The sequence below is a fragment of the uncultured Clostridium sp. genome (assembly GCF_947072515.1).
Lineage (GTDB): Bacteria > Bacillota > Clostridia > Clostridiales > Clostridiaceae > Clostridium.
Genome location: NZ_CAMTIG010000022.1, coordinates 46,258 through 58,662, shown reverse-complemented (window position 1 = coordinate 58,662; position 12,405 = coordinate 46,258). Strand labels below are relative to the sequence as shown.

Below are 12,405 nucleotides of genomic sequence, written 5' to 3'. Positions count from 1 at the left end.
GTAAAATTTTTCGTAGTTACTGAAAAACTTTTAGTTCTTCAAAATGTAAAAGGCATATTAGTTTCTATAACTAATGTGCCTTTTACAGATTAAATCTAAATTTCTTAACTTCTTTTTTTACTTAGTAATAATTAGGTAGAGTCTCTTCATATATATAATACATAAAGATGATTAAGCTTATTTTTAAGAAAAATTTCTTATGCATCTTGGTAAAAATTTAAAGGCACGTAAACTTTGGTTTAAGTGCCTTGTTTAAAATAAAGGAGAGACTAATGGATATTTTAAATTCATTTTTAGACAAAATAGATTATTCAGAGGATTATGATACAGACTTAGATGAATTAACATCACTTGAAGAAGGAGAGTTTTCTTTTATTCATGAAAAGCCTAAAGCTATATTTTTTTACGCACATATTTTAAGCGTTCATTATGATAGAGTACCTATAAACATTAATTTAGCAAAAGAATGTTTAGAAGAGGACAGTGAATGCTTTTTTAAATTAATTTTCTTTTTAAGAGATCATAAGTACGGATTAGGTCAAAAGAAAGAGTTTAGAAAAATTTTAAAAATTCTAGGGGAGGAATATCCAGAAGATTTTAATAAATATATTTCATATATACCTATATACGGTAGGTATGATGATCTTTATGAATTATTTTATTCTAAGAATGAAGAAACTGTAATAGATTTATTTAAAAGTAGATTAGAAGAGGATTTAGAAAGTGATAATCCATCTAATTTAGCTAAATGGCTTAAGTCTATAAATGCTTCTAGTAAAGAAACTAGAAAGCTAGCCAAAAGAACAGCAGAGTTAACGGGGTTGTCCTTAACTGACTATAGAAAGACATTGAGTAAGCTAAGAAAAAAGCTTAACCTCTTAGAGACTTTAATAACTACTAATAATTTTAAACAAATTAAATATGGAGAATTAAGCAATAAAAATTTAATTAAATATAAAAGCCTTTTTTTAAGTAAGGATAAAGAGCGTTTTGAAGAATTTTTAAATTTATCAAATAATACTATTATCAATACACAAATAGACAGTGAAATTTATTTTGAAAAATATAAACACCTTAATCTTTTAGATACTATACAATCTGAAAAATTAAATTTTCAATCTATTAAAGAGGAGATCTATTTAAAGTATAATTTAAATTCTAAAAATGATTGGCTTCCAGTAACTTTATTTAAAGAGGAAGATATAAAAAATAAAAATACTTATTTTAGTCAATCAATGCTATTGACCTTAACTTACCTTTCTTTTAATTCAAATACCTTTAAAAATTATTATATGAAGAGTACAGATACACCAGCTCTTAAAAAAATTTCAAATTTTGAAAATAATATAAATCTACTTATAGACGAAATAACTTCTAATTCAATTTCAGAAAAAATATCTCTACAGAATCTATTTGACCTTCTTTTACTTTTAAAAGTGAAGAATTCTGCAAATGAAGATTTTATTCTTCCTGAAGGAGTAATTTTAACTTTACATGATTATAGTGAACTTGGAGAAATAGATGATACGAACAAATGTTCTGCACACGAGGAAATAGCATTTTCTTATACAAAACTAAAGGAAAAATGGGAAAAATTCAATTTTAACATACCAAAATTAAAGATTTGGCTAATTGAAGAAAATTATTTACCTCAAATTTTCTCCTTAGCTAACGGAAATGTTACACTTATTAAAGGAAGTGGCGAAAAAGTATTTGAAAATATTATAAAAAATAAATATCTTACAGATCCAGAGAAGTTAACTTACGAAGAATTGATAGATGAATTAGCAAATTTAATGGAAGACGAGAGATATAAATTATAAATATTAGTATAAAAAGGAAGTTTTTCTTCTTTTTTATACTAACATTATTTCGCTAAATAACAATTTAGCGAAATAATGTCCTTTTGAGAATTTATTGGATATTTAAGGTAATTCATTTTATATAGTTAATCGTATTTTAAGGAAAATTATTTTTTAAAAAACTCATAATAATGTGATTGTATAGTTTATATTTTTTCAAATTTTATTTTTCTTAATTAGCTTGTACTGGTTATTATAAGGTTAATTTCCTTTTATTTTTAGTCAGTTAAAGTCAAACTAATTATAGAGGTATTTTATCATGAAAATTTCAAACTTATATGTTAAAATTAAAGAAATAATATCAATAAGGAGTTTGTATTATGATTTATGATTTTACAGATTTGAAAAAATCAGAAAAGCTACCAGAGTTAATTTTAAATTTCTTAAATTATCTAGAAACTATTAAAGGAAAATCTCCTAATACTATAGATGCTTATAAAATAGATTTAACTTTGTTTTTTCGCTTTTTAAAAATATATCGAGAAGAAATTTCAAATATTGAATTTGACCTAATAGATATCAGTTCTGTAGATATTAAATTTATTAGAGCTGTAAGACTTTCTGAATTATATGCTTTTATGAGTTTTTTAGAAAAATACAGAAATAACAGTGCTTATGCTAGAGCTAGAAAAGTTGCAACCTTAAAATCTTTTTTTAAGTATTTGCAAAATAAAGAAAAACTTATAGATGATAACCCTACTTTAGAGTTAGAATCCCCTAAAATAAATAAACGTCACCCTGTTTATTTAAACCTTAATCAAAGTATTACCCTTTTAAATTCCTTGGATAAGAAAAATAAAAATTATCCTCGTGATTTTTGTATAATAACTTTCTTTTTAAATTGCGGAATGCGTTTATCCGAATTATGCAATATTGAATTAGATAAGATTAAAGATGATACTTTAACTATAATTGGAAAAGGAAATAAAGAGCGAACTGTTTATTTAAATGAAGCTTGCCTCTCTGCCCTTTCTGATTACTTGATAGTTCGTGATCCATCAAAATCTTCTTTAGAGGATTCAAATTTTCTTTTCCTATCTAATAGAGGTAGAAAAATAAATAAGAGAACTGTTGAGATAATGGTAAAAAAATCTACATGTAACGCCGGATTAACAGATCAAAAGTATACTCCTCATAAATTGAGACATACTGCAGCAACATTGATGTACAAGCATGGAGATGTAGACATTAGAGCACTTCAAAGTATTTTAGGACATGAAAGTATTTCTACTACTCAAATTTATACTCACGTAGATGATGAAGCTTTAAGGGATGCTGTTAAACGAAATCCTTTAAGCCATTTAGGAGAAAAAAAATAAAAGCAAAATGCTTTTATTTTTTTTATTTATTTTTATATTTATTTATTTTTTTCTTTACTCATAATTTCATTTAGACTTTTAATTATATTAGAATCATTCCCATCATATACAACAAACACTCTCCCACTTCTATATAAGTGAAAATTAGCTACCCAATTCCCTTCGTTTTGTGAGAATAAATAAGAATAATTATACATAGCATTATAATCTGCCGTCATTTGCATTTTTTCATTTACTTTATATTGATAAATAGAGATTTCGCCACGATTTATTAATACATCCATTTGTGCAGGATAAAATAATTTATCATATACTTTTGGAGTAGCTGTAGCAACTTTAGGATCATATCCTTTTTCCTTTAGCCCACCTATCACATAATTAGCATCTATTGCAGTTTCTTCTGCATTATAGAAATATTTGGAATTCTCTCTAGGTTCTAAATCTTCACTAACCGATGTTTTATCCCTATTTTTTTTAATAATATCATTAGTTTTCGTTGCATTACATGAAATAAAGCTAATAGGAATCATTAATAAAAGGATTCCTAGCCACGCCTTTTTAATATTTCTTCTCATAAAAACATCTCCTTGTTTATTATTCAAAGATAGTTTTTACTATTAATTCTAATTTTATGCAAAATAAAAATACAGATTAAATAATCTGTATTCCTATTATTTATTCTATTTTAACTTTCTAACACCTGGAAATATCTCTTCTGTGTCATTTTCTAAATCATCTTCTGAAATATTTACATCTTCTAAATAGATAACCTCTTTATCAAATGCATCTATGAAACTTTCTTTTTCGTCAAGTTCATAGCCTGGTATTTTTAAATGCTCTTCAAAATCTTCATTTAACTCTGAATATGCATTTAATAACATATTTTCTATTTCTTTTTTATTTGTATTTGGATCTATCTTTTGAGCTTTAATTACAAGTTCTTCCCACTTAGGAATATTTGAATGTTCTAATAAACTGTAGTCTTCTAAATCTTCTTCTATTATTTCATTTTCATCAATATTTTTAGCTATTTCTTCTATTTTTATAGCTTGTAAATCTGTCTTACTTAAATTTAGACAAGCCCCACAGTTATCACAAATTTTTGATGGATCTAAAAAGTCACAATATTCATCAACAATAAATGCTTTACTCATTAATTACACCACCTCTATATAAACTAGACTTATATTATATCAAAATTAATCCATAGTATCAAATTTTATTATTTTTAATATCGAATTTTATTATTTTTTGTAGAAAAATAATAGGAACATAAGTTTGATTCTACTTGTTTTATATGCTATAATTAAGAAAAATATTAAATTTGAGAGGTGTAAGATGGTAGATTTAAAAGATAAACAAGGCCAAATCTATGACTTTCTAAAAACCTATACAGAAAACAAAGGGTATCCACCTTCAGTAAGAGAAATCTGCGAAGCAGTTTGCTTAAAATCAACTTCTACTGTGCATGGTCACCTGAAAAGATTAGAAAAAAAAGGACTTATTAAAAGAGATCCTACTAAACCACGTGCTTTAGAAATTATTGAGTTTATGCAACCAAAACGTGAAATGATAGAAATTCCTATTGTAGGAAATATCACTGCTGGTATGCCTATTCTTGCTGTTGAAAATATTGAAGACACATTTTCTATTCCTTTAGACTTTGTAAAACATGATAATGAATTATTCATATTAAAAGTTAAAGGTAATAGTATGATAAATGTAGGTATTCACGATGGTGATTTAGCTATAATTGAACAAAAAAGTTCTGCTCAAAACGGTGAAATAGTAGTAGCTTTAGTAAATAACGAAGATGCAACTATTAAACGTTTTTTTAAAGAAAAAGATTATATTAGATTACAACCTGAAAATGATTCTTTAGAGCCTATAATCGTAGATGATTGTACTGTTCTTGGGAAGTTAGTTGGAATATTTAGAGACTATAGATAAAAAAGTCCCTCCGGTTTGGAGGGGCTTTTATTTATTATAATCCTAAATTTTCTCTTCTATTTAAAATAATTTCTTCTAAAGTTTTAGCTGTATCTTCTACATCACCATTAATTATTAATTGACCACCTGTAATGTCTTTTAATCCTTCACTAAATAAGTTTAGTGCTACTTCACTACCACCTACAAATGGAGGTAATGCTAAGTGTAATGGTAATCCTAAAGTTAATCCAAAAACTCCATCTGCTAGTGCTTGTTCTTCTAACCATTGTGGTGCTGATAGAACTAATGGTAATTGTGGAATATCTATTTTTAAATACTCTGCTAATTCAGTAGCAATCATTTCAAGTCTTCCTATTGCTAAACATGGTCCAAAGTTTAATACTGGAGGAATATTTAAAGCTTCACAAACTGCTCTTAAACTATCTCCAGCTTTTGCTGCTGCTTTAGGTGACATTAATCCAACATTTTCAAGTCCTCCTGATGAACATCCAGCTGAAAGAATTAAGATATCTTTCTTTATTAATTCTTCTGCTAATTCAACAGTGAATACATCATGCCCTTTTGCAGTAAGATTTGAACAACCTACGATACAGGCAATTCCTTTTATCTTACCTTCTGCAATTAAATCAACTAATGCTTTCCAGTTTCCACCTAAGAACTCTTTTAAATTATATTCACTTAATCCTGTTAATACATCATCATGACCATGATCTTTTGGAATATTAAGAGTTATATTTGGTCTTCTAACTTTATAGCTTTCTACTGCCTCTTCCATAACCTTTTTAGTTATAGCTTCTCTTTCTTCATATGAGTAAACTACCGATTCAGCATTTTTCTTTTTAGCTACATTATCAAGACAAATCATTTTAATATTAAATTTTTCTGCAATTGGTTCTATTCCTGGTAAAGTACAGTTAAATTCTGAAGTAACTAAATCGATACCTCCAGTTGCTAAAACTGCTTCACTTGTATAGTTATTTCCTGCATGACCTACGAAGACTTCATTATAATGCTCTCCTCTTACTTGTAAATCTTGTCCAACACAAGTACAACCTACTATTCTAAATCCTTTTGCTCCAACAGACTCTGCAAGTTTAGTAGCTTCTTCACTTATAAGTGCATCTTGAAGATGTGCAATTACTGAATGTTGATGTCCAGTAGTCATTATGTTTATATAATCTTCATCTATAACTTTCATTCCAACTGATGCTTGTCTTATTACAGGATCTCCAAGCATTATATCATTTAATAAGTTAACTAAAGTTAATCCGTATAATCCTGTTGATATTCCAAGTCTTAAAGAACTCATGTACATATCAATTGGATCACTGCTTAAGTTTGTAGAACTCTTAACTACTCCATCAAATACTTCTGATTTTGCTCCACCTGGTAATATCCCAAGTTCTTTCCATCTTTCATATCTTGGTGCATATGCAAGTTTTTCTACTAAATCCATTTTATCATATCTTGGTTTATATAAATCTTTAAGAACTGAATCTGCAATTCTTAAAGCTACTTCAAATTCATCTTCTCCTGAGATTTCTAAAGTTTCTGCTAATCTTTCTAATGCAGATATTCCCTTTAGTTCTTCTCTGTTTTCAGCCATTTTCTTTAAGTTTAAAGCTGTAGTTTCAATTACATGGATATAACATCCTGATCCTGCTGCAACTGCTCTTAAAAAGTTTCTTGCAACTATTGTGTCTGCATCTGCTCCACAAATCCCTCTTTTTGCTTTAGGAGTTATTCTACATGGTCCATTAGAACATAATCTACAACATACTCCATCTAATCCGAACTTACATTTTATACTTTGTGATTCAACTCTATGATGTGACGTTTCTACATCGAGTTCCTTTATAAATCCTTCTAATTTTTTATCAGCTGACATACATGTGTTACAGCCTACTTGGCAGCTAGTTTTGCTACAATTTGACATCGTTTATTCCAACCTTTCATTATTTAAAGTATACCTTTTAAGTCCAGTTTTAATTTTAGTACTTCCCTTTCGGAAAATACTTTTTATTTACTCATTTATTTATGAATAAAAGTTACTTTTTCATCCTCTTCTAAAATTTGCTTAATAGTCTTTTCGGAAAGTATTTTTTTTATTTTAGATTCCATACTTAACATTTCTTTATAGAGAGAGCATCCTCTAATACATAAATTACATGATTGTGAATCTTCTGTACATTTATTTATTGTTATAGGCCCATCTATAGCTTCTATAATATCTTTTAATGTTATTGTGTCTAATGGTTTATTTATTAAATATCCTCCATTAACACCTCTAAAAGATCTTATAATTTCAGCCTTACATAATTTTCTTAAAATCTTAAATAAAAATCTTATAGGAATTTCTTCCCTTTCTGCTATAACTCTCGCTTCAACTTTATTGCTTTCTCCAATTTTATACATGGATCTAATTGCTCTTATTGCATAATCACTCTCTTGTGATATATTCATCTATATGCTCCCCCTTTAATAAAAGTAAAACCTATTAATGAATACAAACAAACTTCACTAAAACGGTACACTTTTAAATTACTAAAAAATTCTACTTTTGTAAATAGTTTTTTTGATTTTTTCCTCTTTATTTTCATTTAATATAAACAAATATAACATTTTTAACTTTTTTTATTTATATTATTAAAAAGAACATGAAAAATCATGTTCTTTAAATACCACTAAATATTAATTCTACAGGACAATGGTCTGAACCTAAAATATCTGAATGAATACTTGCATCTACAACATTATCTTTTAATGAATTAGATATTATAAAATAATCAATTCTCCATCCAGCATTTCTTTGTCTTGCATTAAATCTATATGACCACCATGAATAGGCCTCTTCTTTTGTAGGATATTTAAATCTGAATGTATCAATAAATCCAGCATCTAAAAACTCATTAAATTTTCCTCTTTCTTGATCACTAAATCCAGCATTTTTTCTGTTTGCTTGTGGATTTTTTAAATCTATCTCATTATGAGCAACATTTAAATCTCCACAAACTATAACTGGTTTTATTTTCTCAAGTTCTTTTAAATATTCTCTAAATGCATCTTCCCAAACCATTCTATAATCTATTCTAGCAAGTTCTGCTTTTGCATTAGGAGTATATACTGTTATAAAGAAATAACCATTAAATTCTACTGTTATAACTCTACCCTCTGTATCATGTTCTTCTATACCTAATCCATATCTTACTGATAGTGGTTCTTCTTTTGTAAATACAGCAGTACCTGAATATCCTTTTCTCACTGCATAATTCCAATACTGATGATATCCTGGTAACTCTAAATCAATTTGTCCTTCTTGTAATTTAGTTTCTTGAATTGCAAATACATCTGCATCTACAGAATTAAAATATTCAACAAATCCTTTTTTTACACACGCTCTAATCCCATTTACATTCCATGATATAAACTTCTTCATATTGTTATCAACTTCTTTCTCTAATTTTTAAACCATTTAATTTTTAAATGAATGAATTGGTGCTGGAATTCTTCCACCTCTAGCTATAAAATCATTTGAACTATATTTATTTATTTCCATTACTGGTGCTCTACCTAATAATCCACCAAACTCAATCATATCTCCAACTTTACAATCAATAGCAGGAATAATTCTAACAGCTGTTGTTTTATTATTTATCATTCCAATAGCTGCCTCATCTGCAATCATAGCTGAAATTGTACTTGCGGTAGTGTCTCCTGGAATTGCAATCATATCAAGTCCAACAGAGCATATAGCTGTCATAGCTTCTAATTTTTCTAAGTTTAATGCTCCATTTAGCACTGCATCAATCATTCCAGCATCTTCTGAAACAGGAATGAAAGCTCCACTTAATCCTCCGACATGATTACATGCCATTACTCCACCTTTTTTTACTGCATCATTTAATAATGCTAAAGCTGCTGTTGTACCATGAGTCCCTACAGAGTCTAATCCCATCTCTTCTAAAATATGTGCAACAGAATCTCCAATAGCTGGTGTTGGTGCTAAAGATAAATCTACTATTCCAAATGGAACATTTAATCTTTTAGATGCTTCTACTCCAACTAATTGACCCATTCTAGTAATTTTAAATGCAGTTTTCTTTATTGTTTCTGCTACTACATCAAATGGTTCACCTTTAACTTTTTCTAATGCTCTTTGAACTACCCCTGGACCAGAAACCCCAATATTTATAATATTTTCTGCTTCTCCAACTCCATGAAATGCTCCTGCCATAAATGGATTATCCTCGACTGCATTAGTAAACACTACAAGTTTTGCACAACCAAATCCATTTTTATCAGCTGTTAATTCTGCTGTTTTTCTTATTATTTCACCCATATCTTTAATAGCATCCATATTTAATCCAGTACGTGTTGATCCTACATTAACTGAAGCACAAACTTTCTTTGTCGTTGCTAATGCTTCTGGTATTGAGTTTATAAGGATTTTATCACCTTTTGTATATCCCTTATGAACTAATGCAGAAAATCCACCTAGAAAATCTATTCCTAATGCATCGGCAGCTCTATCTAAAGTTTTAGCTATTTTTACATAACTTTCTTCATTTGTAGCACTACCTATTATAGATATAGGAGTTACAGAAACTCTTTTATTAACTATTGGTATTCCAAATTCACTTTCAATTTCATTTCCTACTTTAACTAAATCTTTAGCTGTTGTAGTTATTTTATTATATATTTTATCACATAATACATCTATGTCACTATCCATACAATCTAATAAAGATATTCCCATAGTTATAGTTCTTATATCTAATTTTTCTGTTTCTATCATTTTAATCGTTTCAATAATATTGTTACTATTCATAATATCGCTCCCCTATCTTCTATATGGTATGCATTGAATTAAAAATATCTTCTCTTTGGATTCTTACATCCACATCTAAGCTAGCACCTTTTTTAGTAAGTTTATTTTTAATTTCTTCAAAGTTTTCCTCTTCTGATAAATTAACCATCATCATCATTGCAAAATTAGAGCCCATTATTGTTTGATTTACATCTAGAATATTTATGTTTAATTCTTGTAATTCAGCACTTATGCCCGCTATTATTCCAACCTTATCCTTACCTATTACAGTTACAATCGCTTTCATTTAATATCCTCCTTATGTCTAAAAATTAATTTTATTTTATTATATCAATTAAATATAGAATTTAACATCTATTTTTATTATACTAAAAATTTCTTAAATAAGATAAGAATATATTTAAATTCCTTGTAAAAACTATACTGTAAAGGAGGGATTATTAATGAAGATTTATAAAAAACCCATAATAATAGTAAGTAAATGTCTCACAGGAGTATCTTGTAGATATAATGGAGAACCTTGCAAAAGTAAATTTCTAACTAAGCTAACGCCATATGTTCAACTAATAGAAGTTTGTCCTGAAACAGACATAGGATTAAAAACCCCTAGAAACCCTATACGATTAGTTCAAGAAAATGAGAGTATTCGCTTAATTGATCCAAAAGATTTAGTTGATTATACAGAAAGAATGCTTCAATTTACACAAAACTCTTATACAGAGTTAAAAAAAATAAATCCTCAAGGATTTATTTTCAAAACTAAATCTCCCAGTTGTGGAATTACAGATGCGAACATATATTCGTCACCCGAAAAAACGGCACAAAAAGTTAAAAGATCTGCTGGTTTATATAGTGATTTTATGAAAAAGAACTTTCCTTTAACTCCAATTGAAGATGAGGGGCGCTTAAATAACTTTGGAATTCGAGATAATTTTTTAACTAAAATATTTATACTTTCTAATTTTGAATATGTAAAATCTGAATTTACCTTAAGTGCTCTATTAGACTTTCATACAGAGAATAAGCTACTTTTTATGGGATATAACCAAACAATTACACGTACCTTAGGTCAATTAATTGCATCTCATAAAAAAGAATCCTTAGAGAATATTTTTAAATCCTATGAGGTTAATTTACTTAAACTAATTTCAAAGCCAATAAAGTATACATCTATGATAAATGTATTTACACATGCTTATAGTTATTTTTCTAAATTTTTACGAGCAGATGAAAAAAACTTTTTCTTTTTTCTAATTGATAATTATAGAGACGGGAAATGCCCACAATGTGTATTAATTAATTTATTAAAAGGATATTCCTATCGATTTAATAATACTTATCTTTTAAATCAAACACTTCTCTCTCCGTATCCTGAAGAACTCCTTGATTTTTCTGATTCTGGTAAGGGAATTATTCGTGACTAAATATAAAAAGCACAATTTTTTACATTTTGTGCTTTTTATTATTGAATTATATTATTAAAATAGTATAATTAACATGAAAACAAAGGAGGAAAATAATTATGCACTCATTTAATTTTGATCATTTAATAAAGTTAGTTTCCACATGGATAACTCATAGTGGAATAAAAATTATATTAAGTGTACTATTTTTATTTATTGGATGGAAAGTAATAAATAAAGTATTAAAAAAGACTAATTCAATTTTAACTAAGAAAAATATTGATCCAACACTTACTACATTTTTTCATGGATTTGCAGACATTGCATTAAAAATATTATTAGTTATTTTAATAATATCTTACTTAGGGATTGAAACAACTAGCCTAGCTGCAATAATCGCTTCTGCTGGACTTGCTGTTGGTCTTGCACTACAAGGAAGTTTATCTAACTTTGCAGGTGGCGTTATTATTCTTTTAATTAGACCATTCAATGTAGGGGATACAATTGAAGTGGCAAATAGTAGGACAGGCATTGTTGAACAAATAAGTATTTTTTATACACATATTATAACTGGAGATAATAAAGAAATTATGGTTCCTAACGGAAGCTTAGTAAATGGTACTATCATTAATTACTCTACTAAAGAACTTAGAAGAGTAGATTTAACTTTTGGTGTTGGTTATGGAGATGATATCATTAAAGTTAAAAGGATATTATCAGAAATTATAAATGAAAATAATCTTATATTAAAAACACCTGAACCATTTATAGCTTTATCTGAACAAGCAGCAAGTTCTGTAAACTTTGTTGTAAGAGCTTGGGTTAAAAATGAAGATTATTGGACAGTTCATTTTTACTTACTAGAGGAATCAAAACTTAGATTTGATAAAGAAAATATTTCAATTCCATTTCCACAAATGGATGTTCACGTTGATCGTATTAACTCTGACGGTACAGAAGATGCAGATAGTGCAAAAACTATAAGACCTAAAGAGATATTAGATTATAAAAAAGAAGAGGCTTTATAAAGCCTCTTCTTTTTA

The 12,405-nt window shown here is 27.8% G+C and carries 12 protein-coding genes; 5 read left to right on the top strand and 7 right to left on the bottom strand.

The window, feature by feature from the left end:
- The first annotated feature begins 272 nt into the window (after positions 1-272).
- Both Q0W06_RS09940 and Q0W06_RS09935 read left to right on the top strand, forming a co-directional pair.
- Positions 273-1,823 carry a DUF2828 family protein gene (locus tag Q0W06_RS09940; protein WP_297634613.1) on the top strand — a complete coding sequence of 517 codons (1,551 nt, stop codon included), beginning with the start codon at positions 273-275 and terminating at the stop codon, positions 1,821-1,823.
- 359 nt (positions 1,824-2,182) lie between these two features.
- Positions 2,183-3,181 carry a tyrosine recombinase XerC gene (locus Q0W06_RS09935; RefSeq protein ID WP_297634611.1) on the top strand — a complete coding sequence of 333 codons (999 nt, stop codon included), beginning with the start codon at positions 2,183-2,185 and terminating at the stop codon, positions 3,179-3,181.
- A 38-nt stretch (positions 3,182-3,219) separates the two neighbouring features.
- Here the strand turns inward: Q0W06_RS09935 and Q0W06_RS09930 are convergent, their stop codons facing one another.
- Entirely contained in the window at positions 3,220-3,756 is a 537-nt protein-coding gene (locus Q0W06_RS09930) for a hypothetical protein (protein WP_297634608.1), read from the bottom strand.
- Positions 3,757-3,861: 105 nt separating this feature from the next.
- Positions 3,862-4,335, bottom strand: a complete 474-nt coding sequence (locus Q0W06_RS09925) for a hypothetical protein (protein WP_297634606.1) — start codon at positions 4,333-4,335, stop codon at positions 3,862-3,864.
- Between the two features lie 184 nt (positions 4,336-4,519).
- On the opposite strand from Q0W06_RS09925, the gene lexA reads away from it, so the two are divergent.
- Entirely contained in the window at positions 4,520-5,131 is a 612-nt protein-coding gene (gene lexA, locus Q0W06_RS09920) for a transcriptional repressor LexA (protein WP_297634604.1), read from the top strand.
- Between the two features lie 34 nt (positions 5,132-5,165).
- Here lexA and cooS read toward each other — a convergent pair whose 3' ends face one another.
- The 5 genes from cooS to Q0W06_RS09895 all read right to left on the bottom strand — a co-directional run bounded on the left by cooS (position 5,166) and on the right by Q0W06_RS09895 (position 10,245).
- The gene (gene cooS / locus Q0W06_RS09915; protein WP_297634602.1) at positions 5,166-7,067 is read right to left on the bottom strand and encodes an anaerobic carbon-monoxide dehydrogenase catalytic subunit; all 1,902 of its coding nucleotides are present in this window, start codon (positions 7,065-7,067) and stop codon (positions 5,166-5,168) included.
- Between the two features lie 95 nt (positions 7,068-7,162).
- Entirely contained in the window at positions 7,163-7,594 is a 432-nt protein-coding gene (locus Q0W06_RS09910) for an Rrf2 family transcriptional regulator (RefSeq protein ID WP_297634599.1), read from the bottom strand.
- Positions 7,595-7,805: 211 nt separating this feature from the next.
- Positions 7,806-8,567 (bottom strand): exodeoxyribonuclease III, encoded by a 762-nt coding sequence (locus Q0W06_RS09905; protein ID WP_297634597.1) that lies wholly within the window; start codon positions 8,565-8,567, stop codon positions 7,806-7,808.
- Positions 8,568-8,603: 36 nt separating this feature from the next.
- A complete protein-coding gene (locus Q0W06_RS09900; protein WP_297634595.1) occupies positions 8,604-9,959 on the bottom strand; it encodes a PFL family protein in 1,356 nt (451 codons plus the stop codon).
- Between the two features lie 19 nt (positions 9,960-9,978).
- The gene (locus tag Q0W06_RS09895; protein ID WP_297634593.1) at positions 9,979-10,245 is read right to left on the bottom strand and encodes an ACT domain-containing protein; all 267 of its coding nucleotides are present in this window, start codon (positions 10,243-10,245) and stop codon (positions 9,979-9,981) included.
- Positions 10,246-10,402: 157 nt separating this feature from the next.
- On the opposite strand from Q0W06_RS09895, the gene Q0W06_RS09890 reads away from it, so the two are divergent.
- Together Q0W06_RS09890 and Q0W06_RS09885 are read left to right on the top strand one after the other, a co-directional pair.
- Positions 10,403-11,383: a DUF523 and DUF1722 domain-containing protein gene (locus Q0W06_RS09890; protein WP_297634591.1), complete on the top strand. Its 981-nt coding sequence runs from the start codon at positions 10,403-10,405 to the stop codon at positions 11,381-11,383.
- Positions 11,384-11,481: 98 nt separating this feature from the next.
- Positions 11,482-12,390 carry a mechanosensitive ion channel domain-containing protein gene (locus tag Q0W06_RS09885; RefSeq protein ID WP_297634588.1) on the top strand — a complete coding sequence of 303 codons (909 nt, stop codon included), beginning with the start codon at positions 11,482-11,484 and terminating at the stop codon, positions 12,388-12,390.
- Positions 12,391-12,405 lie beyond the last annotated feature (15 nt).

Excerpts from the sequence above, each read along its gene's own strand:
- Q0W06_RS09940 (WP_297634613.1), top strand. The coding sequence starts at position 273 with ATGGATATTTTAAATTCATTTTTAGACAAAATAGATTATTCAGAGGAT.
- Q0W06_RS09935 (WP_297634611.1), top strand. The coding sequence starts at position 2,183 with ATGATTTATGATTTTACAGATTTGAAAAAATCAGAAAAGCTACCAGAG.
- Q0W06_RS09930 (WP_297634608.1), bottom strand. The coding sequence starts at position 3,756 with ATGAGAAGAAATATTAAAAAGGCGTGGCTAGGAATCCTTTTATTAATG.
- Q0W06_RS09925 (WP_297634606.1), bottom strand. The coding sequence starts at position 4,335 with ATGAGTAAAGCATTTATTGTTGATGAATATTGTGACTTTTTAGATCCA.
- lexA (WP_297634604.1), top strand. The coding sequence starts at position 4,520 with ATGGTAGATTTAAAAGATAAACAAGGCCAAATCTATGACTTTCTAAAA.
- cooS (WP_297634602.1), bottom strand. The coding sequence starts at position 7,067 with ATGTCAAATTGTAGCAAAACTAGCTGCCAAGTAGGCTGTAACACATGT.
- Q0W06_RS09910 (WP_297634599.1), bottom strand. The coding sequence starts at position 7,594 with ATGAATATATCACAAGAGAGTGATTATGCAATAAGAGCAATTAGATCC.
- Q0W06_RS09905 (WP_297634597.1), bottom strand. The coding sequence starts at position 8,567 with ATGAAGAAGTTTATATCATGGAATGTAAATGGGATTAGAGCGTGTGTA.
- Q0W06_RS09900 (WP_297634595.1), bottom strand. The coding sequence starts at position 9,959 with ATGAATAGTAACAATATTATTGAAACGATTAAAATGATAGAAACAGAA.
- Q0W06_RS09895 (WP_297634593.1), bottom strand. The coding sequence starts at position 10,245 with ATGAAAGCGATTGTAACTGTAATAGGTAAGGATAAGGTTGGAATAATA.
- Q0W06_RS09890 (WP_297634591.1), top strand. The coding sequence starts at position 10,403 with ATGAAGATTTATAAAAAACCCATAATAATAGTAAGTAAATGTCTCACA.
- Q0W06_RS09885 (WP_297634588.1), top strand. The coding sequence starts at position 11,482 with ATGCACTCATTTAATTTTGATCATTTAATAAAGTTAGTTTCCACATGG.